Source organism: Solimonas aquatica (assembly GCF_900111015.1).
Lineage (GTDB): Bacteria > Pseudomonadota > Gammaproteobacteria > Nevskiales > Nevskiaceae > Solimonas > Solimonas aquatica.
The window spans coordinates 61766-85987 of sequence record NZ_FOFS01000007.1 but is presented as its reverse complement, the minus strand read 5'-3'; the positions used below and the strand labels follow the sequence as shown (position 1 = coordinate 85987).

Sequence of the window (24222 nt, the reverse complement as noted above, 5' to 3'; positions counted from 1 at the left end):
CGCCCCGCACAGCGAAACGCAGCATCTGGATTCCCGCCGGCGCCGGAATGCCTGGCAAAAACCTAGAACGGCACCGGCATTGCCGGATGTGCGGTGTCGAGCAGCGGCACCGTCTCGGGCGGGGCCGAGGGATAGGCGGCGATCCAGTCCTGCACCCATTGCGGATCGGGCTCACGGCGCGGATCGTGGCCCGGCAAGGTGGCGCGCAGCAGATACGGCGCCACGGTGCGCACGAAGGAGCCCAGGCGCGCGGCCAGACGCAGACGCGAACGCAGGCTGTACCACAGGCCGTCCTTCTTCAGGATCGCCTTGTACCCGCGCATGGAAAACCACATCACGCTCAGCGAGCCGTGAAACACGCCCAGCATGCGCGCGAAGTAAGCGCCCGGCCCGCCGCCGAACGCTGCCGCATAGACGTCGTGCGCCACGCACTTGTGTTCCGACTCCTCGACGAAATGCCAGAGGATGAAGGACGCCACGCGGGTGTCGCCGCCGCCGAACAGGCGCACGCGGTTTTCCACCAGCCAGCGCGTCACGCCCAGGGTCATGGCCTCGAAGCCGGCGGTGTAGGCCATGCGCGTGCGCAGGCTCTTTTGCGACAGCCGCGCGTAATAGGCCTGCATGTCCTGCTCGATCACCGCCAGTTCCGGATAGCGCTTGGCCTTGAGCAGCTCGTTGAAGCGGCGATGCGTCTGGTAGTGCTGCTGCTCCTGCATGTTGAAGGCGCGGCCGGACTCCTGCACGAAGGCGTCGTCGATGTCGGCGATGGCCTCGCGCACGGTGCGGATCAGAAACGGCTCCAGATACGGCATGCTCAGCGACGCGCCGTTGACCATGGCGCAGAACTCCGGATCGGCCGGCTTCCAGCAGGGCTGCAGATCATCCGGAAACTGGAAGGGAATGCGCCGGGGCAGCGGCATGACCTGGCTGCTGCGGACGCTGCTTGTTGGGGATTCAGCCACGACGTTTCTCCTTTGCCCCCGCGGCCTTGGCTCGCGCCTTCGGCCTTGCGGTTTGTTTGAAATGTTCCATGCCCATGCGCAAGGTGTGGATCAGCGTGGGCACCAGTTGCTGCACCGTGCGCCCCATCACGAACTGCCCGGCCACCTGCAGCGACACCACGCCGTGCGCGCCGATCCAGAACAGATGCGCGACCGTCAGCGGGTCCAGGGTCCTGGGGAAATCGCCGCTCTGCTGGCCGGCCGCGATCACCCGCGTGCACACGTCCAGCGCATCGCGCTTGGCGGCCGCCAGCTCGGGAAAATCGCGCAGCGTGTCGACGTCATTGAGATTGAAGAACATCAGCGCGTAGCGGTGCGGACGCTCCAGGCCGGAGCGGATGTAGGCGGCTGCCACGGCTTCCAGCTGCTGTTCGGGGCCGCTGATGCCGTCGATGGCATCGAGCATCTCGCGCTCGATCCAGCGATAGGCGCGGGCGCGCAGCGCGTTGACCAGCTCTTCCTTGCTGGCGAAGTAGCGATACGGCGCGGAGTGACTCAGGTCCATGCCGTCGGCCAGACGACGAAAGCTCAAGGCCTCCAGGCCGTCGGCCTCGAACACGCTCATGGCGACATCCAGGATGTCGTCGCGCTTGCGCGCACGCACCTCGTCCGGGAATTTCTTTCTGGCCATGGATGTTAAGTTGACACCATTAACTTAACAGTGTCAACAAAATCAGGCGCAGCTTCCCGACGCGGTTTTTTGTCGTCACAAAAAAACGAGCCTGGCGCCCCGGCGCGCAGGCCCGTAGGGGCAAGCTTTAAGCCAGCAGCAGCATGACGGCGATGTAGGCGATCAGCGCCATCTGAATCAGGAAGAACGTGGCGCGCGCCATGATCAGCATGAAGGAGGTGCCGAGCATGTGCACCAGGCCCTGCGCGACGCGCGCGTAGAGCACATAGGCGGCAACGCCGTTGGCGACTTCGATGCGGTTCATCAGGCCGGCGATGGCCACCACGCCGATGAACAGCGGCAGATTCTCGATGCAGTTCAGATGCGCGCCCTTGGCACGCTGGAAGAACATCGGATCACTGGGCGTCTTGTTGCGTTCCCAGCTGTCGATGGCCTTGATGCCCATCAGCGCCTGCGGAATGCGCGGGCCGGCATAGACCAGCACCAGCAGCACCATCCAAAGCATGTACAGCAGCACGGCAGCGTAAGCGCTCATGAAACTCTCTCCTCTCTTGGCAGTTTTTAATCAAGGGCGGCATCCGCGCGCCGCCCGGCTCTTCAGCGCCCGAAGCGACGGCCGATGGACGCGCCCAGACCCCAGTTGCGGAAACGCAGATCCGCTTCACCCCCGCCGAAGGCGGCGGGAATGGAATTGCGGCCGGTCACCGTGGTCTGCGGCCCGTAATAGCCATTGCCACTGAACTCCCAGTCGCCATGCGTGTAGCTGCCGCCGGCGGAGTACACGCTGGTGGTGGTGATGGGTGCGAGAATGCCGAACAGCGTCTGCGTCTGCGCATTGCCCTGCGTGGAATACAGATAGCCGCCGCGCAGCTGTACGCTGGGGCTGGCCTGCCAGGCGACACCCAGCTTGTAGGCATTGATGCTGTTCATGCCGAAGCCGGCGCTGCCCTTGGCGCCCAGCGGCTTGCTCGGCGTGAGCTGATCGATGCGGTTGTGGAAAGTGCTCTCACGGGCGAACTCGAAGCGCTGGAATTCCGCGCCCAGCATCAGCGGCGCCACCGGCGTCCAGGCCAGGCCCGCGCCCCAGATCGCCGGCAGATCGAACTCTCCGCCGTTGGGGATCAGGCCGCGGTAGTCATTGAATTTCTGTGTCCACACCTTGCTGCGATAGCCGACGCCGGCCGTCAGTGTCGGCAGCAGCTGCCCGCGCCAGCCCAGGGAGAAGCCCAGGCCGAAAGCCTGGTCGCGGCCCTGATCGCTGACCTTGTCCGGCGTCTGCGACAGACTGCCCAGAAAGCCCAGGCCCTTGATGTTGATCGACTGATAACCCAGGTTGATGCTGGCGCCCAGGCTGTGATGCTCGCTGAGCTGCCAGGCCAGGGCATTGGCAACGCCCATGTAGGCGAAGCTGACGCTGCCGCGCGGATCACCGCCGAAGCGCGCAAACGGATTCTGGCGGTAGTCCGGTCCCAGGCCGGCGGCGTACACGGAAAGCCCGTAGCTCAGGCTCGGGCTCAGCGGCAGGGCAAAGCCTCCCTGCGGCACCGGATACCAGTGGCGCCCGGACGTGCGGCTGCGCTGATCCGGCGCCGCCGGGTTGTCGTGGATCGTGGCATTGGCGTCGGGATGCAGCACATCCACGCCCAGATCCAGGCGCTTGCCCATGCCCTGCAGCAAGGCCGGGTTGGTCGGCAGCACGGTGGTTTCCTCGCCCACTGCATAGCTGAGTCCGCCCATGCCCATCGACTTGATGCCGGAGCCGTGCTCGAACAGGCCGATACTGGCCTGAGCCGCAGGCACGGTAAACAGCATCGCCACCGCGATGCGGTACTTGTCGATACGCAACATGAAGCTCCCCTGAGTTTTTTCGATCGGTCGATTCGCGACACAAGGGTCGCGATCCTTGCATCTTAAAAGGCCGGAGCGTTTTTTCCCCCTAACCAAAGGATGGTTTTACAGGCGGCGTCACTTGCAATTAAATCGCGTGCGATATAAATTGCCGGCCATGCCCAAGACCGCCGCCAGCGACGCACAGGACCGCGCCCTGACCCTGGACGAGCAGCTGTGCTTTGCCATCTACTCGGCGATGCACGCGCTCAACAAGGTCTACCGCGAGCTGCTGCAGGCGCTGGAGCTGACCTATCCGCAGTACCTGGTGATGCTCACGCTCTGGGAGGCCGATTCGCTCACCGTCAACGAGATCGGCGCACGGCTGTTCCTGGAATCCTCCACACTCACGCCCCTGCTCAAGCGCCTGGAGGCCGCCGGCCTGCTGACGCGCACGCGCGCCGCCGAGGACGAGCGGCAGGTGCTGGTCACGCTCAGCGCCGCCGGACGCAGGCTGCGCGCCAAGGCCCGCGACATTCCCGCCTGCATGCTGCAGGCCATGAACCAGCATCCGGCCGAGCTCAGGCAGTTGCGGGAACAGATCGTGCAGCTGCGTGATTCGCTGCTGCAGCACGCCGCCTGATTTTTGTCCTGAATATATCGTGTGCGACTAAATCGCATACGCCTTCACGGTCTCGCAAGCCGTGCGGGGCCGCAAGCCGCGAGAGACACCCACTCACCAGGAGATTGCTCATGTCGATTGAAAAAGTGCTGTACCGCGCCACCGCCACCGCCACCGGCGGCCGTGACGGCCGTGCCCTCAGCGAGGACGGCCGTCTGGACCTGCGCCTCACCACACCGCGCGAGCTGGGCGGCGCCGGCGGTGAAGGCACCAACCCCGAGCAGCTGTTCGCCAGCGGCTACAGCGCCTGCTTTCTGGGCGCGCTGAAGTTCGTCGCCGCGCGCGACAAGCTGCCGATTCCGGCGGATGTCAGTGTGAAGGGTACGGTGGGCATCGGCGCCATCCCCACCGGTTTCGGCATCGAGGTGGATCTGGCGATCAGCCTGCCCGGCATGGATCGCGAGCAGGCCAAGACCCTGGTGGAACGCGCGCACATCGTCTGCCCGTATTCCAATGCCACGCGCAACAACATCGACGTGCGGCTGAGCATCGTCTGATGCCCGGGCGTCTCCGGCGCCGGCCGCCTCAGGCGGCGCCGGAACCTCGCGCGCTCAGCCGGGCGTGGAGCCCAGGCGCTTGATCATGCCGTTGTTGGGGCAGAAGTTGTAACAGTTGGGTTCCAGGCCTTCACGCAGCACTTCGATGCACTGCGTGCGCTGCGGACAGCCGTTGCAGGTCTGCAGATGCTGTTCCAGTTCGCGGGTGGACACCTGTTCCAGATACGCCTGGGTGTTGCGCCCGCGCCGGCCCAGCATCACGTACAGCAGCGAGCGGCGGAAGTGCGCCTCCAGCAGCTGACGCAGCGGCAGGCGGTCCTTGTAACGGTCCGCCAGCAACAGCGTGAACAGCACGGCGGCGACGGCCAGGAACTGCACGCCGAAGGCCAGCTCCAGCAAGGATGCAAAAGATTGATGGAGCATGAGGGTCTCCTCCCTGAGCGGCTCACAAGGTGCGCGCAGACTCGCACCGGGCCCGCATCCGGGCATTGATCCGGATCAAGCAGTCAACACTATTGTTGATTTATTGCCCGAAGCCGGGCAGGGGCAGCGCCTGCCGGGGCAGGCTCAGCGTCAGACACAGGCCGCCGTCCGGCCGGTTGCGCGCGCTGAGCTCGCCGCCGTGCTTGCGCGCGATCAGCCGGGCATTGGCCAAGCCCAGGCCGAGATTGCCCTCGGAGCGGCCGCGCGCTTCATCGACGCGGAAGAAGGGATCGAAGATGCGTTCCAGCGCCGCTTCCGGCACGCCGGGACCGCGATCGCGGAATTCGATGCGCACCGCCTCCCCGCTCTGCCAGGCTTCGATCTCGATCTGCCCGGCGTAGCGCAGCGCGTTGTCGATGAGGTTGAGAAACAGGCGGCGCAGCGCCGTGGCATCGGCCTGCACGATGATGCGCTCCGGCATCTGCAGGGCGAGGCTGGCGCCGGTATCGAGATAGCCATCGCAGACCGTGCTGAGCAGCGCCGACAGATCCAGCCGCTCCAGCGCCAGCTGCCGGCCGTTGCCGCGCACGAACTCCAGCAGGCTTTCGATCATCGCGCGCATTTCGGCCAGATCGGCGGCGGCCTTGTCGCGCGACGCAGGGCCGAGGCTCTCCAGACGGAACGCCAGGCGCGTCAGCGGTGTGCGCAGATCGTGCGCGATGGCCACCAGCATGCGCGTGCGCTCTTCCACATTCTGTTCCAGGCGCCGCTGCATGGCGGACAGGGCTTCGGCCAGAATCTTGATCTCGCGCGGCAGGCTCGCGGCATCCGTGAACAGATCGGCGCGCCAGGGCCCGCGCGCGTGTTCCGCCAGCCGCTGCAAGGGCTGCGCGATGCGGCTGGCCAGGGCGATGGTCGGCAGCAGCACCAGACACAGCGAAACCGCCGACAGCAGCAAGAGGCTGCGCAGCCAGGGCGTCCAGAAGGCTTGCGGCTGACGGTGCACGATGCGCCAGTGATCACCCTGCTGCAGGGCCGCCAGCCATTGGCCTACCACCACGTCCGGCACCGGCGAGGCGCCGGGCGGCGCACCGGGCGGCGGGGCCAGCGCCGGCACGGTGTCGCGGTCACGATAGAAGCGCAGCGCCTGCGGCGGGCATTGCAGCAGCCGCGCCAGCACCTGCAGCTGCGCCGGCTCGGCGTGCAGGCCTGGCGGCGCGGTGGGCGCGGCGGCGCTCTGATGCAGCGTGACGCGCAACTCGCTGGTGATATCCGTGCGGCCGCTGCGCAGCATCTCGGCGATGGCGCCCAGCGGCAGCGGCGCAGGCTTGGGCGGCGGCCCGAGGCGGGTGAGCGCGATGAAAGCCAGGGTGCTGAGCAGCACCGAAATCACCACCAGCATGATCAGCTGCCAGCGCAGGCTCGCGCCACCCGGCCGCAACACTCGCATCAGCCGCCACGCACGCCGACGGCCGGCATGAACATGTAGCCCTCGTTGCGCACCGTGCGCACGAACTCCTCGCCGGCGGCACCGCGCAGCTTCTTGCGCAGCCGGCTGATCTGCACGTCGATGGCGCGGTCGTAGCTGTCGCTGTCACCGCCGCGCGAGTATTCAAGCAGCTGATCGCGCGTCAGCACGCGGCCCGGGTGTTCGAGAAAGGCCAGCAGCAGCCGGTATTCGCCATCGGACAGCGCCACCACGGTGTCTTCGGGATCGCGCAGCGCGCGTGACCAGCGGTTGAGCGTCCAGCCCGCGAAGCACAGCAGCGGCGCGCCGCCCGGCGCCGGCGCGGCTTCCTGCCGCAAGCGCGCTTTCTCCTGACGGCGCAGCACGGTACGGATGCGCGCCACCAGCTCGCGCGGATTGCAGGGCTTGGCCAGATAGTCCTCGGCGCCGATCTCCAGGCCGACGATGCGGTCGGTGTCCGAGCCCATTGCCGAGAGCATGATCACCGGCGGGCCGTTGTCGCGCTGCAGCTGGCGCAGCAGGGACAGGCCATCCTCGTCGGGCAGCATCACGTCCAGCACGATCAGATCCCAGTCGCGCTGCGCCAGCTGCTCGCGCATCTGCTGGGCACGGCCGGCCAGGCCCACCACGAAACCGTGGCTGCGCAGATAGTCGCCAATCGTCTCCCGGATACCGGGGTCGTCATCCACGACCAGGATGGCGGTAGAGAGATTCATGACGGGGAGGATGTCGGCCATGGCCGTATCTTGGCAAGCGTTCGCGAGCGGGCGATTTCAGCACCGCAAAGCGCCGGCGCAGATGTTTCAGCGTCGCAACAAAGCGGCAAGCCGCTGCAATGCCGCAGCCATTCCCGGGACAAGTTTGCGACCCAGAATGTGGCCTCGCCGCTGCGCCCCTGCGCCGGGCGAATCCTCCGACCCCCACGCATCTGGAACGAGACCATGACCACGACCCGCTCCACCTCGCCACTCAGCCTGCGGCTCAAGGCCGCGCTCTGCATCCTGGCCCTCGCCGGCCTCGCCGCCTGCGGCGGCGGTGGCGGCGACAGCAGCAGTGCTTCCAGCAGCGGCTCCGGCTCCAGCAGCTCGGGCTCGGACAGCAGTTCGAGCAGCGGCTCGGACAGTTCCTCGTCCTCGGACTGCAGCTCGCAAACCACCGAAGGCGCCAAGCTCACCTGCCTGGCCAATGCCTTTCTGGCCACGCTCAGCAGCAGCCAGCAGTCCTCGGTGGTCTACGCGCTCACCTCTTCGAACGCCACCAATTACTGGTCCAATCTGCCGACCACGCTGGTCACCCGTCACGGCATCGCGCTGAAGGATCTGTCCGCCACCGCCAAGACCGCCGCCGAGGCCCTGATTGCTGCGGCGCTCAGCTCGCAGGGTCAAACCACCATGACCGGCGAGCGCGCCGCCGACGGCTATCTGGCGCAATACCAGTCCTCCGGCTACGGCCAGGACCTCTATTACATCTCCTTCCTCAGCTCCACCTCGTCGAGCTCCACCTCGACCATGCCCAGCGCCTCGCCCTGGATTCTGGAATTCACCGGCCATCACTACACCTTCCTGGCCTCGGTGGATGGCGACATCATCGGCCTGACGCCGAACTTCGTCGGTGTCGAGCCGCGCGCCCAGTTCACCTACAACGGCACTGCGTATCAGCCCATGCTGAGCCGCCACGACACCCTGCTGGCCATGCTCAATGGCCTGAGCAGCACGCAGCTGTCCTCCGCCAAGCTCTCGCAGGCCTATGATGATGTGCTGGTCGGTCCGCAGAAGGACGGCAACTATCCAAGCACGCAGCAGGGTCTCGCGGTGTCCGCTCTCTCCGACAGTCAGAAGGCGCTGGTGAAAGCGGCCATCGCCAGCTACGCCAGCGATGCCAACGGCACCGGCCAGTACGATGCCTACACCACCGACTCGGCGATCAACGGCACCTACATCGCCTGGGCCTCGTACTCGGACCTCTCCACCAAGGGCTCTTATGTGCGCATCGACGGGCCGGGCGTCTGGATCGAATTCAGCGTGCAGAGCGGCATCGTGCTCAGCGACAACCACTACCACAGCATCTGGCGCGACAAGAGCCTGGACTATGGCGGCAATTTCTCCTTCTGAGCTTCATCCCCGGGCCGGCAGCCTTCCCAGCTGGGGAAGGCTGCTTTTTTTGGCCCTGTGGCTGGCCCTGCTGGCGCCGGCGGCGCCGGCGCACCCCATGCCGAAGTCCTTCGTCGAGGTGCGCGTGCTGCCGGATCGCTGGCAGCTGCATCTGATTCTGCCGGCGGACCGTCTCGAAGCCGCCTTCGTGCAGGCGCAGCTGGTGCCCGATCCCGGTCCCGGCAGCGATGCCCGGCCGCAGCTGCAGGCGGCGGCGGTGCGCGATTACGTGAACGCGCGCATCGGCCTGCGCAGCGTCGCTGGCCCAGCCTGGGAACAGCACGTCACCGCTGTGCAGGCGCCGCAGGGCCAGCTCGATGAGTGGCGCGTGACGCTCGAAGCACTGCCGCCGGCCGGCGCCACGCCGGATCAGGTCGTGCTCCGCGATGAGGTGCTGATCCGTGAAATCGCCACGCACGATGCGGTGATCTCGCTGCTGCAGGACTGGCGCGGCGGCGTGCTGCCCAGCCAGCCGCAGCTGCTCGGCTCACTGGGCGGCGAACACCACGAGCTGCTGATCGAGCGCCGCGCCGCGCAGCCCTGGCGGGCCTGGCTGAGCATGGTGCTGCTGGGCGCGCGACACATTCTCGAAGGCCTGGATCACCTCGCCTTTCTAGTGACGCTGATCCTCACCGTGCCGCTGCAGGCGGTGGCCGGACGCTGGCAGGCGCGCGCGCAGCTGCGGCCGGCGGTGCTGGCCACGCTGTGGTGGGTGAGCGCATTCACGCTGGGCCATTCGCTCTCGCTGCTCGCGGCCTCGCTGGGCTGGCTGCCGCCCTCGGGGCAGGCGGTGGAAGTGCTGATTGCGGTTTCGGTGGGCGTGTCCGCCGCCCATGCGCTGCGGCCGCTGTATCCGCGCCGCGAAGCCTTCGTCGCCGGCGGCTTCGGCCTGATTCACGGCCTGGCCTTCTCCACCGCGATCCGCGAGCTCTCGCTGTCTGCGGGACAAGTGGTGGCCGCGACCCTGAGCTTCAATCTCGGCATCGAGCTGGTGCAGCTGGGGTTGGTGCTGGTGCTGGTGCCCTTCTTCATCCACACCCGGCACTGGGTCTGGTCGGGCTGGCTGCGTCGCGCCATCGCGCTGGCCGCCTTGTCGACCGCCGCGTACTGGGCGGTGACGCGCGCCATGATGCTTTAACGCCAGTCGAGGATCGCCAGCAGCGGATCGTGATCGGAGGCATAAGGGCGCGGTTGCAGCAGCCGCGCCTCGGTCACGTGGAATTGCGGCGAGACCAGTATCCAGTCGATGGCGGCGGCATCCTGCGCCAGACCATAGCCGTGATAACTGGGCGCGCGCGGCGCGCCGGCCTGCACATCGCGCAGCAGGTTCTCGCCCAGCAGCGCTTGCTGCACCGCCGAGTCCGGCGGCGCGTTGAAATCGCCGCAGACGATCAGCGGCAGCGCCTGCGCGCGCAGGAACTCATGCAGCAGCTGCGCGCTGCCGAGCAGGGCCTGCGGCTGGTAATCGAAGTGGGTGTTGAGCACCAGCAGCTCGCGGCCGCTGCGCCGCTCGCGCAGCTGCGCCCAGCTCGCGATGCGCGCGAAGTCCGCATCCCAGCCCTTGCCGCCGATCCGCTCCGGCGTCTGGCTCAGGGCGAAATGGGCGCTGGCGAGCAGTTCGAAAGCCGACTCGCGCCACAGCAGCGGCGCCATCTCCAGCGCGCTGTCGCCCTCGCCGCCGCGCGGCCGGCCGTGCCAGACATAGCCCGGCAGCTGCGCACGCAGGTACGCGGCCTGCGCATCGTCGCGGCATTCCTGCAGGCCCAGCAGATCGGGCCGGTAGTTCCTGACCGTCTGCACCACGCGCGTCCTGCGCTGCGCCCAGGCATAGGCGCCATCATCGATGCTGGCGGTGCGCAGATTGAAGCTCATCACGCGGATCATGGCGCCAGCGGCAGTTCGATGTAGCTGTCGCCATACCAGCGCACCAGCAGCGGCATCAGCGCATCGGCGGCGGTTTCCTCGCTGACATCCTTGCCGCTGCCATGATTGATCTGGCGGCCGAGACGCGGCGCGAGTTCCAGCGTGAGCAGCAGTCGGCTGCCGGCGGCGAGCTGGCGCGCCATCACGGGACCCTGGATGGGCAGACGCTCGCGGCGTGCGCCGCGCAGCAGCTGCCGCTGCGTGATGTCGCGCGCATAGCTGGCGCGCTGCACGAAGGCCGGCGCCAGCGCCAGCAGGCGGCCATCGGGCTTCTGCTCGTAGAGCGCCAGCTGCCAGTCGAAGTCCAGCTTGTTGAGCATCAGGCTCAGCTCGCCATCGAGCACTCCGGCCACCGCCAGCGGCTGCGCCAGCGGTTCGCTGCGAAACGTCAGCGTGCGACCGTGCCGGCCCTTGGTGCCGGGATGCTGGAAATCCAGGCTCTGCTCGCTGTAGGCCGCCGGCGCGGCGGCGGCACCGAGCCGCGCCGAGGGCGTCAGATAAAAACGCTGCCGCCGCGGCGCCAGACCCTGCAGGTCTTCACCATGCAGCCAGCGATTGGCACCGGCCAGCTGCAGATTGACGCGCCCGCGCAGCACGTCCGGCGCAGCGTCCTCGTGCAGCTGCTGATCCAGCCATTGATAGCGCAGCTCATGCAGATCGATACGCGCCACCGCATCCAGCGGCTCGGCGCCGCGCCGCGCGCACGGCGCCTCGCGCAGGTCTTCGTCGTCGTAAGGCCCGAACAGCAGGCGATGCTCGGCCTGCGGCCGCGCGCGCAGATGCTGCTGGAAGTAATACAGCGCAGCGGCGCGATGCCGCGCCTGGCTGCCGGACAGGCTCAGCACCGGGATGTCGATATCGGCAAAGGCTTCGCGATACGGCGTGAGCCGGCGCCAGTAGGAATCAAACGTGGGATGCCCGAGCCAGAGCCGGAACAGCGCATTGGCCGCCTCGCCGGGCAGACCGAACTGGTAATAAGGCTGCTGGCTGCGCGCCCACTGCGCTTCCAGCTGCTGCCAGGCCACGCCGCCGAGTTCGCGCGGCGCGCCCGAGTAGGCATGTTCGGCCAGATAGCGGTAGGCGGCGCTGTCGTAGACGCGGCCCGGCGCGGGAAAGTCGATGCCCGGCGCCATGGCATTGGCCACCGCGATGGCCTTGAGCGCCGGCGGATGCAGGCGCGCCGCCGCCCAGGCCGCGTAAGCGCTGTAGCCGCTGCCCACCATCGCCACGCGCCCGTCGCTCCAGGGCTGCTGGCGGATCCAGGCGATGGCGGCGCGCGCGTCCTCGCCCTCGTGCGCAAACAGCCTCAGGCGCGAGCGCGGCGTCGGCGCACCGGGACCACGCTGACCGCGCGCGTACAGCACCACACCGACATAACCATGCGCCGCTGCCAGCTGCGCCTCGCCCGGCGCATCGTCCAGGCGCAGTTCCAGCACCGCCGGCAAGGCGCCTTCCGCGGCCTTGGGCCGCACCAGCCGCAACCACAGCTCGGCGCCGTCCGCGCTGCGGATGCGCAGCCGCTCCTCGGACACATAACGCTGCGCCGCATCCTCGGCGAGCAGTTGCGCGCCCTGCACGCCCAGCTCGCGATGCATCTGCCAGGACAGGTAGGCCCAGCTCAGATCCAGGGCACCGGCAATATCCAGCTCCGGCTGCGCGCGCGCCGCGTCCAGGCGCTGCTGCAGCGAGGCGGCGAAACAGCTTTGCGGAGTCTGCAGCCAGCGCGCCAGCAGCGCCGCCTGCGCATCGCCGAGCTTGGGCAGACGCTGGCGCCAGGCCTGCGCGAAGGCCAGCGCGAACGGCGCATGGCTCGCCGCCGAGCGCGCCTGCGTGTAGAGATCGAGCAAGGCCACCATCGCCTCGTTCTGCAGCGGCACGCCGTCCAGACGCCGCTGCAGAAGCAGCAGACGCGTGTCGAAGGCCGCCGGCACATTGCCGGCGAGCAGCTGCAGGGCGGAGAGATTGGCCAGGAAACGCTGCGGCTCGCGCTCCTCGTAGACCGGCAGCATGCGCAGCGCCAGATCGTGCATGTCCTGCATCAGGCGCGGGTCCTCGGCGCTGGCCGGCGTCCGGAACTCGAAACTCTGCTGCGCCGCCGGCAGCACCGTGGGCAGAGCCACCGCCAGCGCCAGCAGCAGGCCTCGCCAGCGGCTCATGGCGCGGCCTCCGGCGTCTTGCGCAGCAGATCCACGCTGCGCGCAAACAGCTGCGCATAACCGGCCAGCGGCCGGCCGATGTAGATCAGCCCGGTGCCGCGCAGTTCCTCGTCCAGCACGCTGAGCACCCGCTGCAGCGAATCCTCTTCGAGGCCACCGAGCACATCGTCGATCAGCAGCCAGGGCGGACGCTGCAGCAGCAGACGCGCGAAGGCGAGATTGAGCTGCTCTTCCTGACTCAGCTCGCGATCCCAGCGGCGCCGCGCATCGAGCAGGCTCAGCAGCCGGGGCAGGCCCAGGCGCTGCAGGGCGTTGGCGTATTCCTCGGCCGTATGTGCGGAGACGTCCTGCGGATAGGCGAGGATTTCACGCAGGCTGCCATGCGGCAGATACGGCGTGCCGCGCGGCAGATAGCTGATGACCTCGTCCCGGGGCCGGCTGACGCGGCCGCTGCCCCAGGGCCAGAGTCCGGCCAGGGCATGGAACAGCAGGGTCTTGCTGGCGCCGGGCGCGCCGTCGATCAGCACCCGCTCGCCACGCCGCAGCAGCAGCTGCGTCTCGCTCAGCGCCTCCGGACCACGCGCGGTCTCGATGCTCAGGTGTTCGATGCGCAGCTCGCCGGCCTCGCCCTTCACGTACTCGATCTGGCTGTCGAAGTCCTTGGGCGCTTCCTGCTCCACCAGCGCCTTGCGGAACACCATCACGCGCAAGAGCGTGGCGCGCCAGTCGGCGATCTGGCTGAAGTTGTCCACGAACCAGCGCAGCGAACCCTGTGCCTGCGTAAACGCCGCCGCCGACATCATCAGGCCGCCGAAGGAAATCTTGCCGGAGAAATACAGCGGCGCCGCCACCAGCACCGGCGCGATATTGGTGATCCAGCCGAAGCCGGCGGTGACCCAGGTGAGATGGGTGAGGCTCAGCACCACGCGCGAGGTGGCGCGCAGCACTTCCGCGAGATCCAGCTGCACGCGGCGCTGCTCGTCGCCCTCGCCCGCCGCCAGCGAGATGCCGTCGAGATGCTCGTTGATGCGCACCAGCGAAAAGCGCAGATCGGCCTCGCGCGCATAGCGTTCGGCATTGCGGTTGATCAGGCTGCGACCGACGAAGTAACTGAGCAGGGAGCCGATGGCGGCGTAAATCACTGCCGCCCACAGCATGAAGCCCGGCACCGTGTGCTCGCGCCCGCCGAAGTAGAAGCTGAAACCCGCCGACATCTGCCAGAGCACATCGGCGAAGGTGAGAAACAGGATGGTGGCCTGCAGCAGGCCGGCGCCCAGATCGGCGGACAGCTCGCAGAGCTTGCGCGCGTCCTCGTGCATGCGCTGATCGGGATTCACGCCCATGGCCCCGGCATGCGCCAGCCAGAACGCACGCAGCGGCCTGAGCCAGAGGCCGACCAGATCCTGCATCAGGTTTTCGCGCAGGCGGAGCTTCAGCGTCTCCACCAGAAAGCGCTGCGCGACATTGAGCACCAGCAGCGAGGCGGCGATGGCGAAGAACACCCCGAGCTGCAGCAGGAAGTCCTGGAAGTCGCGCCGCGACAGCGCGTCGTAGAACGGCTTGTTCCAGAGATTCAGGCGCAGCTGGCAATACGCGGTGCCGGCAATCACCAGCAGCACACCGCCGATCAGCAGCAGAATGCGGCGCAGCACCGGCGGCCGGCGCAGCGCCTGCAGGAAATGCCGCAGCTGCTCGTGCAGGCCCGGCAAGTCCTGATCCGGCACGGGCGGCGGATTCATGGCGCGGCGCGCCACAGCGCTTCGCGCGCGTTCACGCAGGAGAGAAAGGCCGCGTAGCTCCAGGCCAGATGCCGCGCCGAACGCGGCGCGCCGCTGTCGCGGTCGATCTGCTCGGACAGCTCGCCGCTCTCCGGCGTGTAGGCGCGCACGGTCTGCAGATACTCATCGCCCTGCGCGCGCCACAGCGCGCGCGCCTCGCCTTGCGCGGCGCGGTAGCAGAACTCGGCGGCGGCCAGCGTGGCGATGTACCAGGCGCCACCGTCGTAATAGACATCGCCCGGATAACGTCCCAGCGCCGGGCGCAGGCCGGCGCCGCGATGGCGGTTGATGGGCAGCAGCTGCGCAAACACCCGCTCCAGACGCGCGAGGGTCTGCTGCAGGCGCGGATCGGCCGGCGTGTGCGCGCCGCGCCACTCACCGGCATGAATCGCGGCGAGGATCACCGACACGTCCAGCGCCTTGGCGGAGAGGCTGCCGTCGGCCTGCAGGCGCGATCGGCAATAGCCGCTGCCATCGGCCTCGGCCAGATAGAAATCATCGAGCCGGCGCAGCAGCTGCGCAGCCTGCGCGGCGCAGGCCGAGGCGGTGCCGGCCTGGTTCTGCTGCGCCAGCCACAGCGCCGCCTGCCGCAGCGCGGCCGCGCTGAGGCGCAGGTTGTAATAGTGCTCGCCGAGTTCTTCCTCCCAGATGTCGTAGGAAGGCTGCGCGGCGTGCGCGCGGGTGAAGGCCAGATCCGCGTGCATCAGTTCCGCCAGCGGCCCGCGCAGCTCGGCCTCCACATCCGGCCACCAGCGCAGCGCCGCGAGCAGGCGCAGCGGCGGACCGTCGTGCTGCGGCCGCGCCCAGCGCGAGAAATCCAGGCTGCCGTCGGCCTGCACGCGCGCCTCCGCCGCCACCGCCTCGCCATGCACCCGCGCCAGCTCGGCGTCATCACGCAGATACGGGCGATGCGTGTCGCGCACCGCCTCGCGCCAGCGCGCATCCGCGCACAGCGCGCGGCCATCGAGGCGCCGCAGCGCGAGACTGAAGTCCACGAAGTCGGCGAAGTCGCGCGTGGACTCCGGCGAAGGCAGGGTGTGCAGCGCCGCCATCACCAGCGCCGAGTCGCGAAACCAGTGGTAGAAGTAATCCGGCTCCGGGTCGTAGTCGGCCAGCACCGGCGAGGCCACCACCGCGCCGCGTGCGCCGCGCACCACGCTGCCGAAGCCCGGCCGGACCTTGCTCAGCTGCGTGGGTGAAATGGACAGCCGCAGGTAACGCGCCGCGCATTCGTGCTGGCGCCGCAACCAGGCCTCCAGGCTTTGGCTCAAACCGTGTCCCCGAGGTAAGGGCTGGCAAAGCCCAGACGGCGCAGACCACGCTGGATGTCCGGGATGCGCATGAACAGTTTCCAGAGCAGGCCGCTGCGGTGATTTTCCATCATCGCGATGATCGGGCCTTGATCGATGGCAAGGTAGGTGTCCGCATACCAGTCGCGCGCCTCGCAGAAGGCGTCCACGAAACCGTACTCGCCCCAGACGCGCTCGCCGTAATGACGCAGCAGATGACGCGCGCAGCGCAGCACCTCCTCCGGCGCATACGGCAGGCTGGACAGCGCGGCGGTGGGCGAGATGGTGCCGTTGTCATTGTCCGGCGCATGCGCGGCGTAGCCTTCCGGATCATCGCTGGCGGTCAGTCCCCAGCAGCCGGGACCATAACCGGGATGACCATGCGGATTGGCCTGGCAGTGCGCATGGTTGATGTAGACGTGGGCGAGATTCTGCTTGCCATAGTCGGCGTAGCGGTCGCTCAGCCCGCGCGGGTCCAGACCGCAGAAGGAGTAATGCGTGAAGAACAGCGGCCCGCCGAAGGGCATGCCCAGCGGCAGCTCGATGCCGTAATAGCTCTTGCCGTTGACGAAGTCGCGGCCATTGGCGTAACCGCGGTGATAGACGTCGGGCTCCACCGCATAGCGCGGCGCGGCGGCTGCCAGCACATAGGTGATCAGGCATTCGTTCCAGCCGTGGATCTCGTGATCCAGCACCCAGCCATTGTTCGGGCTCCAGTGCCAGTACAGCAGCTTGCGGTTCTGCGTGTACCAGTTCCACTCCACCTCTTCCCAGAGCGTGGTGATCCACTCGCGCAGGCCACGCTCGGCGCGGTCCTCGCGGTCGAAGTACTCGCGCGCGCAGAGCAGGCCCTGTAACAGCAGCGCGGTCTCCACCAGATCGCCGCCGTCGTCCTTGCGGCTGAACGGCACGGTGGCGCCGTTGTCACCGTCCATGAAATGCGGAAAGGCGCCGTGATAGCAACGCGCGCGGGTGAGCACTTCCAGAATCGCGCGCAGGCGTTCCAGCGCCGCGCCGCGCGCCACCCAGCCACGCTCGGCGGCGATGATCAGCGCCATCACGCCAAAGCCGGTGCCGCCGATGGCGCCGGGATTGTGAAAAGCCCGCTTGTCACGCTTGCAGCGGTCGGGCGCGAGGCCGGTCTGCGGATGCGAGCCTTCCCAGAAAAAGCGGAAGGTCTGCCGCTGCACGGCCTCGATCAACGCTTCATCGGGCAATTCGACGAGCTGCGCGGGACTGAATTCATTCTTCTTCATATCGCTTTCGGGTCCTTCTGGCGTCGTGGGGATTGTGAACCGCTTTGAAGGCTTTGACAGCGTGCCTATGATGCGTCCTGACTGCCGAGAGGAAAACACCGATGAATGGAATCGAGGATCTGCTGGCGCGCATGACGCTCACGGAGAAGCTGGGGCAGCTGACCATGACCGCCTCCAGCTACGCCGTCACGGGTCCGGTGATTGCAGGCGACTCCACGGCCGCGATCAAGCGCGGCGAGATCGGCAATCTGCTCAACATGGTCGGCGCCGGCCCGGTGCACGAGATGCAGCGCCTCGCGGTGGAGGAGTCGCGACTGAAGATTCCGCTGCTGATCGGCTTCGACATCATCCACGGTCATCGTACGCTGTTTCCCATTCCCCTGGCCGAGGCCGGGCTCTTCGATGACGCGGCCTGGGAGCGCACGGCGCGCGAGGCCGCACTCGAGGCCGCGGCCGATGGTCTGGCCATGACCTTTTCGCCGATGCTGGATGTCTCGCGCGAGCCGCGCTGGGGCCGCACGGCGGAAGGTCCGGGCGAGGATGCCTGTCTGGCCACGCGCATCGCCCGCGCCAAGGTGCGTGGTTATCAGACCGCTGATCTGTCGCGCGCCGACAGCCTTGCCGCCTGCGCCAAGCACTTCTGCGCCTATGGCGGCGTCAACGCCGGGCGCGAATACGCCAGCGTGGACATTTCCGAACGCACCGTGCACGAGGTGCATCTGCCGGCCTTCGCCGCCGCCGTGCAGGAAGGCGTGGTGTCCATCATGCCGGCCTTTCATGATCTGAACGGCATTCCCATGAGCGCGCACGGCCCGCTGCTGCGCGACTGGCTGCGCCGCGAGCAGGGTTTCGAGGGCGTGCTGATCAGCGACTACAACGCCATCGCCGAGCTGCTGCGTCATGGCGTGGCCGCCGATCTGCCCGAGGCCGCGGCCCTGGCCCTGAACGCCGGCATGGACATCGACATGATGGCCAATGCCTACCGCCACGGCCTGCCCGTCGCCCTGGAGCGCGGCCTGGTGAAGATGGAACAGATCGACGCCAGCGTGCGCCGCGTGCTCAAGCTCAAGCAGCAGCTGGGCCTGTTCGATGATCCTTACCGGCGCGGCAGCCAGCGCGAAAGCGCGCAGACCGTCGCGCAGCGCCGACAGCTGGCGCGCGAGGTCGGCGCACGCGCCATCGTGCTGCTCAAGAACGAGCGCGACGTCCTGCCCCTGCGCCACACGCCGCGTCTGGCGGTGCTCGGCCCGCTGGCCGACAACGGCCCCGAGATGTGCGGCACCTGGTGGGCCGCGCATGAACCCGGGCAGCACATCAGCGTGCTCGCGGGCCTGCGCGCGCGCTATGGCGGGCCGGCCCTGGCCCACGCGCCGGGCGTGGGCATCAGCGAGGACGATGAAAGCGGCATCGCCGATGCGCTGGCCTGCATGGAAAACCGCGAGGCGGTGATTCTCTGTCTGGGCGAGGCCGCGCGCATGAGCGGCGAAGCCGCCAGCCGCGCCTGTCCCGAGCTGCCGGGCAAGCAGCGTGTGTTTGCCGAAGCGGTCTTTCACAAGGCACGCGCGCTGCAGATTCCGGTGATCGTCGTGCTGTTCTCCGGCAGGCCGCTGATCGTGCCCTGGCTCTGCGCACAGGCCGACGCCGTGCTCGCCGCCTGGTTCCTCGGCAGCGAGGCCGGCAACGCGCTGGCCGATGTGCTCAGCGGCGCGGTGAACCCCAGCGGCAAGACGCCGATGAGCTGGCCGCGCGCGCTGGGACAGGTGCCGGTGTTCTACGGCCAGCGTCCCACCGGCAGGCCCATGGATCCGAACGATTACTTCACCAGCAAGTACTGGGACGTGCCCAATGATCCGCTCTACGTCTTCGGCCATGGGCTGAGCTATGCGCGCTTCGAATACGAGTCGATGCGCTTGAGCGCGAGCGAGCTGCGCGAGACCGACACGCTGGAAGTGGAAGTGACCCTGCGCAACAGCGGCGCGCAGGCGGGCGAAGAGACCGTGCTGCTGTTCGTGCGCGACCGCGTTGCCAGCGTCGCGCGCCCGCTGCTGGAGCTGAAGGGCTACGCAAAGCTTGCGCTGCAGCCCGGCGAGCGCGGCAGCGTGACCCTGCGCCTGCCAATGACGGAGCTACGCTTCCTGGGCGCGGATTTGAAGCCCGTGCATGAGCCGGGCGAGGTGGAGATCCTGGCCGGACCTTGTGCGGATCGCGCGCAGCTGCTGCAGGCGGTGTTGCAGCTGCACTGAGGCCAGGCTCGCGCGCGCAGGCAAAGCCGGTCGCGAGCGCAGCGTAATGAGCAGGGCGCAGTAGCGCAGTCGGCTTACAATCGGGCGCTGCGGCGGCGCAAGGCCGCTGCTCCCGTCCCCACCGAAGCCGCGCATGGCCCTGACCGCAACGCTGTACACCTTTCCCATCCAGCTCGCCGACATGGACCGCCAGGTCTACGCGGACTTCGAGCTGCGCGTGGCCCAGCAGCCTTCGGAGACTGCCGAGTTCATGCTGCTGCGCGTGCTGGCCTACTGCCTGGAATACACCGAGGGCATCGTGCTGACCGAGGGCGTGGCGGCGGTGGACGAGCCGGCGGTGCTGGTCCGCGATCTGACCGGCCGCGTCACCGCCTGGATCGAGGTGGGCGCGCCGGATGCAGCGCGCGTGCATCGCGGCAGCAAGCTCGCGGGGCGCGCTGCGGTGTACACGCATCGCGATCCGCAGCAGCTGCTCGCGCAGTACGCCGGGCAGAAGATCCATCGCGCCGCGGAGATTCCGGTCCATGCCTTCGGCCGCGAATTTCTCGGCGAGGCCGCCAGGCGCCTGCAGCGCCGCTCCAGACTGGCGGTGTCGCGCACCGAAGGCCAGCTGTACCTGGACATCGACGGCCACAACCTGAGCGCCACCATCACACAGCAGCCCGCCGGCTGAGCGCAGGCAGCGCTACTCGATCGGCCGCACGCGGAATTTGCGGCCCTTGATCTTGCCGTTCTGCAGCAGCTTCAGCGCCTGCTGCGCCTGCTTCTTCTCCACCGCGAAGTAGGTGCGCGTGTCGTAGGTGTTGATCTTGCCGATGGCCTCCTTGGCCAGCCCGCCGGCGCCGGTCAGCGCGCCGAGCAGATCGCCGGGGCGCAGCTTGTCGGCGCGGCCGCCGTCCACGCACAGCGTCACGACCTCGGCCGGCAAGGGACGCGCGGCGCTCAGTGCCGAGGGCAGGCGCTCCAGCTTGAGCGCCGTGCCCATCTGCGTTTCGATGGCCTTCACGCGCTCGCGCTCCCGCTCGGTGAACAGATGCCAGGCCACACCGGCACTGCCGGCGCGCCCCGTGCGCCCGATGCGGTGCAGATGGGCCTCGGGCTCCTTGGGCAACTCGTAGCTGAGCACGGCCGCCAGGTTCTTGATGTCCAGGCCGCGCGCCGCGATGTCGGTGGCCACCAGCACGCGGCGGCTGCCGTTGGCGAAGCGCACGATGACCTCGTCGCGTTCACGCTGGTCGATGTGCCCATGCAGGGCGATCACCGAGAAGCCGCGTTCGGCCAGCGCCCGCTCCACGTCCTGCACATCACCGCGCGTGTGGCAGAACACCAGCGCGGAGGCCGGGCGATGCACGCTGAGCAGATGCACCAGCGCGTCGATGCGCTGCTCCTCGCGGATTTCGAAGAAGGTCTGCTCGATCTGCGGCGGTGCGAGCGTGGCATCGGCGGTGGCCTCGACCGGCTGCTTCTGCAGCTGGCGGCTGAGCGCGCGTACCGCATCGGGAAAGGTCGCGGAGAAGAACAGGGTCTGCCGCGTGGCGGGCGCCTGCTTGAGGATGGTGCGCGTGGCCGCCTCGAAGTCCGCGCCGAGCATGCGATCCGCCTCGTCCAGCACCAGCACCCGCAGCTGATCCAGCTGCAGCGCGCCGGCCTCGATCAGTTCCTGCACGCGTCCGGCCATGCCCACCACCACCTGCGGCGGATGCACCAGCGAAGCCAGCTGCGGCCGCGTGTCGATGCCGCCGCTGAGCACGGTGAGCTTGACGTTGGGCAGGCAGCGCGCGAGCCGGCGGATTTCCTTGGCCACCTGATCGGCCAGTTCGCGCGTGGGGCACAGCACCAGGGCCTGCACCTGCGCCAGCGTCGGGTCGATGCGCGACAGCAGCGCGAGCCCGTAGGCGGCGGTCTTGCCGGTGCCGGTGCGCGCCTGGCCGATCACGTCGCGGCCTTCGAGCATCGGCGGCAGGCTCAGCGCCTGGATCGGCGTCATGCGCTCGTAGTGCAGGGATTCCAGGGCCTGCAGCAGCGCCGGGTTCAGCGGCAGCGTCGAGAATGCGAGTCCGGGGGTGGCGTCGTTCATGGTGCGCACCCGGATTCCGACCTGAGGCGGCCGCGCTCGCGCGCCCCGGCCTGCCGCCGCAGCGCCGCGATCTGAACCAGCACCGCATCGCCGACGACATCATCGATCAAGACCTGCCGCCCGCATCGAACTTTCAAAGTGCTTCTTCCGACTCTTGAGGGCGCACAGTGTAGGGCTTCGTCGCAAACAGCGGCGGCTGCGGCGCTGAAGACCACAGGCCGGAGCGGCCGCCCGAGCCGCTCGGAAATTCCGGAAGGTCGCGGGCCCGCCCGCCGATCCTGCGCGCCGCGATCAGGCGGGTTTCTTGCGCGCCTGATAATAGGCCGCGATCTTCGGCTCGCGCCTCACGCGCTCGGCATGCTGCACCAGCGTCGGCGCGACGCGGTCCACCAGATCCTTGGGGATGTGATCCAGCGCGCCGGAGCGCAGCCAGTTCACCAGGCCGAAGATCTTGATGTCCGCCACGGTCAGCCGCTGATCGCTGAACCAGTTTCCGCCGGCCGCTTCCAGGCGCTGCGCGAAGTAGCGCAGATGACGCGGAATCGCGCCTTCGGCCAGAGCCAGACGCGCGTTCTTCTTCTGCGCCTCATCACTCATCTGGATCGTCGCGCCGATGCGGCTGCCGAGATCCTCGCTGGCGTCCAGCAGCTCATCACAGAGCAGGGCCTGCAGCGCATCCTGGGGATACAGGCCGGCGAGCTTGCCGGCATAGCGGACGATGGCATTGGACTGGGTGACGGGCATCCCGTCCACTTCCAGCACCGGCATGGCCTGCAGCGGCATCTGATCGCGATGCTGCGCCCAGTCCTTGGGTGAAATGCGCCGGTCCTCGAAGCTCACGCCGCCGATGTAGAAGGCAAGACGGGCAGGCTCGCCACGGCCGGCGTCGAAATCGAAGTAAGTCAGAACGAGCTTGGGCATGGTGGGTCTCCTCGGTGTCGTCGTGCCGGCGGGTGCCGGACCTGATCATCGGTGCCGCGCGCATCCGGCGCAAGCCAGGGCCGGGCCGGCCGAGTCTCACATCCGTTTGTTGCCAGCGAAAGACGGCCGGCCTTGCGCCGCTGCGCGCTCAGTTCTTCAAGCGATACCCGGTGCGGAAAATCAGCGTCACCACCGCCGCACATACGGCAAAGAAGCCGAGCAGAAAGCCCAGCGACACCGCCAGATTCACATCGGCATGATCGTAGAAGCTCCAGCGGAAGGCGCTGATCAGGTAGACCACGGGATTGAACAAGCTGAAGGTTCGCCACGCGGGCGAGAGCATGTCGATGGAATAGAACACGCCGCCCAGGAAGGTCAGCGGCGTCATGATCAGCATCGGAATCACCTGCAGCTGTTCGAAGCCCTTGGCCCAGACCCCGACGATGAAGCCGAACAGGCTGAAGGTGGCGGCGGTGAAGATCAGCAGGCCCAGCATCGCGAAAGGATGCGCGATGTGCAGCGGCACGAAGACGCTGGCGGTGGCCAGAATCACCAGACCCAGCACCACGGACTTGGTGGCGGCGGCGCCCACATAGGCCAGCACCGCTTCCAGCGGCGAGACCGGCGCGGAGAGCAGTTCGTAGATGGTGCCGGTGAACTTGGGGAAGTAGATGCCGAAGGATGCGTTGGACAGGCTCTCGGTGAACAGGGTGAGCATGATCAGGCCCGGCACGATGAAGGCGCCGTAGGGCACGCCGTGCATCTCGCTCATGCGCGAGCCGATGGCGGCGCCGAACACCACGAAGTACAGCGAGGTGCTGATCACCGGCGTGAGCAGGCTCTGCCAGACGGTGCGCAGGAAGCGCGCCATCTCGAAACGGTAGATGGCCCAGAGTCCGTAAGGGTTGGCGATGAGCGCGCTCATGCGGCGGCCTCCGTGCGGGTGCTGACCAGACTCACGAAGATGTCCTCCAGCGAGCTTTCCTGGGTGTTGAGATCCTTGTAGGCGATGCCCAGCTCATGCAGCTGGCGCAGCAGCGGCGGAATGCCGGTGTCCTCGGCCTTGGCGTCGAAGCGGTAGATCAGTTCGCTGCCGGCGCTGGCCAGCTCCAGCGGCCAGGCGCCGAGCGTGGCGGGAATCTCGGTCAAGGCGTCCTTGAGCTGGATGGTGAGCTGCTTCTTGCCCAGCTTGCGCATCAGCGCGTCCTTTTCCTCCACGACAATCAGCTCGCCCTTGCGGATCACGCCCACGCGGTCGGCCATTTCCTCGGCCTCTTCGATGTAGTGCGTGGTGAGAATCACGGTCACGCCCTGCTCGCGCAGGCGCCGCACCAGTGCCCACATATCGCGGCGCAGCTCCACGTCCACGCCGGCCGTGGGTTCATCCAGAAACAGGATGCGCGGTTCATGCGCCAGGGCCTTGGCGATCATCACGCGCCGCTTCATGCCGCCCGACAGGGTCATGATGCGGTCGTTGCGCTTTTCCCACAGCGAGAGATCGCGCAGCACGCGCTCGATGTGCGCCTCGTCCGGCTTGCGCCCGAACAGACCGCGACTGAAACGCACCGTGGCCAGCACCGACTCGAAGCTGTCGGTGGCCAGCTCCTGCGGCACCAGGCCGATCTTCATGCGCGCCGCGCGGTAGTCGCGCACGATGTCGTGGCCGTCGGCGAGCACACTGCCGCCCGAAGGCGTGACGATGCCGCAGACGATGCTGATCAGCGTGGTCTTGCCGGCGCCGTTGGGACCGAGCAGCGCAAAGATCTCACCCTGGCGGATGTCGAGGTTGATGGGCTTGAGCGCGGTGAGACCCGAGGCGTAGGTCTTGCTCAGGTTCTTGATTGAAAGAATGGTGGACATATGCGGCAGATTATCACTCCGCCGAAGACGCCGGTGTGAC

At 67.9% G+C, this 24222-nt stretch carries 22 protein-coding genes; 6 read left to right on the top strand and 16 right to left on the bottom strand.

All coding sequences use genetic code 11. The features are described 5' to 3' along the window. Positions 1-62: 62 nt before the first annotated feature. From BMY12_RS09910 to BMY12_RS09895, 4 genes are all read right to left on the bottom strand, one after another. Positions 63-920, bottom strand: a complete 858-nt coding sequence (locus BMY12_RS09910) for a metal-dependent hydrolase (protein WP_093285338.1) — start codon at positions 918-920, stop codon at positions 63-65. A gap of 34 nt (positions 921-954) precedes the next feature. Continuing rightward, positions 955-1632 (bottom strand): TetR/AcrR family transcriptional regulator, encoded by a 678-nt coding sequence (locus BMY12_RS09905; protein WP_093285336.1) that lies wholly within the window; start codon positions 1630-1632, stop codon positions 955-957. A 127-nt stretch (positions 1633-1759) separates the two neighbouring features. Further along, positions 1760-2167: an MAPEG family protein gene (locus BMY12_RS09900; RefSeq protein ID WP_093285333.1), complete on the bottom strand. Its 408-nt coding sequence runs from the start codon at positions 2165-2167 to the stop codon at positions 1760-1762. Between the two features lie 62 nt (positions 2168-2229). Further along, positions 2230-3480, bottom strand: a complete 1251-nt coding sequence (locus tag BMY12_RS09895) for an OmpP1/FadL family transporter (RefSeq protein WP_093285330.1) — start codon at positions 3478-3480, stop codon at positions 2230-2232. A 157-nt stretch (positions 3481-3637) separates the two neighbouring features. Between BMY12_RS09895 and BMY12_RS09890 the strand changes: the two genes are divergently transcribed. Continuing rightward, positions 3638-4102: a MarR family winged helix-turn-helix transcriptional regulator gene (locus BMY12_RS09890; RefSeq protein ID WP_093285327.1), complete on the top strand. Its 465-nt coding sequence runs from the start codon at positions 3638-3640 to the stop codon at positions 4100-4102. A gap of 110 nt (positions 4103-4212) precedes the next feature. Continuing rightward, on the top strand, positions 4213-4638 hold the full coding sequence (locus tag BMY12_RS09885) for an organic hydroperoxide resistance protein (protein ID WP_093285324.1): 426 nt from the start codon (positions 4213-4215) through the stop codon (positions 4636-4638). Between the two features lie 54 nt (positions 4639-4692). On the opposite strand, the gene BMY12_RS09880 is transcribed toward BMY12_RS09885, so the two are convergent. From BMY12_RS09880 to BMY12_RS09870, 3 genes are all read right to left on the bottom strand, one after another. Then, positions 4693-5061 (bottom strand): DUF6455 family protein, encoded by a 369-nt coding sequence (locus BMY12_RS09880; RefSeq protein ID WP_143068911.1) that lies wholly within the window; start codon positions 5059-5061, stop codon positions 4693-4695. Positions 5062-5161: 100 nt separating this feature from the next. Then, entirely contained in the window at positions 5162-6511 is a 1350-nt protein-coding gene (locus BMY12_RS09875) for a sensor histidine kinase (RefSeq protein ID WP_093285318.1), read from the bottom strand. Continuing rightward, positions 6511-7266, bottom strand: coding sequence for a response regulator (locus tag BMY12_RS09870; protein ID WP_218140154.1), 756 nt, complete (start codon positions 7264-7266; stop codon positions 6511-6513). Before BMY12_RS09870 ends, BMY12_RS09875 begins: the two co-directional genes overlap by 1 nt. Before the next feature lie 204 nt (positions 7267-7470). On the opposite strand from BMY12_RS09870, the gene BMY12_RS09865 reads away from it, so the two are divergent. Together BMY12_RS09865 and BMY12_RS09860 are read left to right on the top strand one after the other, a co-directional pair. Next, positions 7471-8640: a DUF3500 domain-containing protein gene (locus BMY12_RS09865; protein WP_093285315.1), complete on the top strand. Its 1170-nt coding sequence runs from the start codon at positions 7471-7473 to the stop codon at positions 8638-8640. A gap of 49 nt (positions 8641-8689) precedes the next feature. Beyond that, on the top strand, positions 8690-9817 hold the full coding sequence (locus BMY12_RS09860) for a HupE/UreJ family protein (RefSeq protein WP_177188931.1): 1128 nt from the start codon (positions 8690-8692) through the stop codon (positions 9815-9817). Here the strand turns inward: BMY12_RS09860 and BMY12_RS09855 are convergent. The 5 genes from BMY12_RS09855 to BMY12_RS09835 are packed head-to-tail and all read right to left on the bottom strand — an operon-like array spanning position 9814 to position 17081. Continuing rightward, complete coding sequence (locus BMY12_RS09855) at positions 9814-10551, bottom strand: endonuclease/exonuclease/phosphatase family protein (RefSeq protein ID WP_177188930.1); 738 nt, start codon at positions 10549-10551, stop codon at positions 9814-9816. The two genes, BMY12_RS09860 and BMY12_RS09855, sit on opposite strands and share 4 nt — an antisense overlap. An 8-nt stretch (positions 10552-10559) precedes the next feature. Further along, positions 10560-12758 (bottom strand): CocE/NonD family hydrolase, encoded by a 2199-nt coding sequence (locus BMY12_RS09850; protein ID WP_093285306.1) that lies wholly within the window; start codon positions 12756-12758, stop codon positions 10560-10562. Continuing rightward, on the bottom strand, positions 12755-14497 hold the full coding sequence (locus tag BMY12_RS09845) for an ABC transporter ATP-binding protein/permease (RefSeq protein WP_093285673.1): 1743 nt from the start codon (positions 14495-14497) through the stop codon (positions 12755-12757). Before BMY12_RS09845 ends, BMY12_RS09850 begins: the two co-directional genes overlap by 4 nt. Further along, positions 14494-15807 carry a glycoside hydrolase family 15 protein gene (locus BMY12_RS09840; RefSeq protein WP_093285303.1) on the bottom strand — a complete coding sequence of 438 codons (1314 nt, stop codon included), beginning with the start codon at positions 15805-15807 and terminating at the stop codon, positions 14494-14496. The genes BMY12_RS09845 and BMY12_RS09840 overlap by 4 nt, the downstream gene beginning before the upstream one ends. Beyond that, on the bottom strand, positions 15804-17081 hold the full coding sequence (locus tag BMY12_RS09835) for a glucoamylase family protein (RefSeq protein WP_093285300.1): 1278 nt from the start codon (positions 17079-17081) through the stop codon (positions 15804-15806). Before BMY12_RS09835 ends, BMY12_RS09840 begins: the two co-directional genes overlap by 4 nt. Positions 17082-17182: 101 nt before the next feature. On the opposite strand from BMY12_RS09835, the gene BMY12_RS09830 reads away from it, so the two are divergent. Together BMY12_RS09830 and BMY12_RS09825 are read left to right on the top strand one after the other, a co-directional pair. Next, on the top strand, positions 17183-19324 hold the full coding sequence (locus tag BMY12_RS09830; protein WP_093285297.1) for a glycoside hydrolase family 3 N-terminal domain-containing protein: 2142 nt from the start codon (positions 17183-17185) through the stop codon (positions 19322-19324). 133 nt (positions 19325-19457) lie between these two features. After that, positions 19458-19997 (top strand): YaeQ family protein, encoded by a 540-nt coding sequence (locus tag BMY12_RS09825; RefSeq protein ID WP_093285294.1) that lies wholly within the window; start codon positions 19458-19460, stop codon positions 19995-19997. Between the two features lie 12 nt (positions 19998-20009). Here the strand turns inward: BMY12_RS09825 and dbpA are convergent, their stop codons facing one another. The 4 genes from dbpA to BMY12_RS09805 all read right to left on the bottom strand — a co-directional run bounded on the left by dbpA (position 20010) and on the right by BMY12_RS09805 (position 24182). Next, positions 20010-21401 carry an ATP-dependent RNA helicase DbpA gene (dbpA, locus tag BMY12_RS09820; protein ID WP_093285291.1) on the bottom strand — a complete coding sequence of 464 codons (1392 nt, stop codon included), beginning with the start codon at positions 21399-21401 and terminating at the stop codon, positions 20010-20012. 291 nt (positions 21402-21692) lie between these two features. Then, positions 21693-22322, bottom strand: a complete 630-nt coding sequence (locus tag BMY12_RS09815) for a glutathione S-transferase (RefSeq protein WP_093285288.1) — start codon at positions 22320-22322, stop codon at positions 21693-21695. 148 nt (positions 22323-22470) lie between these two features. After that, a complete protein-coding gene (locus tag BMY12_RS09810) occupies positions 22471-23247 on the bottom strand; it encodes an ABC transporter permease (protein WP_093285285.1) in 777 nt (258 codons plus the stop codon). Beyond that, complete coding sequence (locus tag BMY12_RS09805) at positions 23244-24182, bottom strand: ABC transporter ATP-binding protein (protein ID WP_093285283.1); 939 nt, start codon at positions 24180-24182, stop codon at positions 23244-23246. The genes BMY12_RS09810 and BMY12_RS09805 overlap by 4 nt, the downstream gene beginning before the upstream one ends. Positions 24183-24222: the final 40 nt, after the last annotated feature.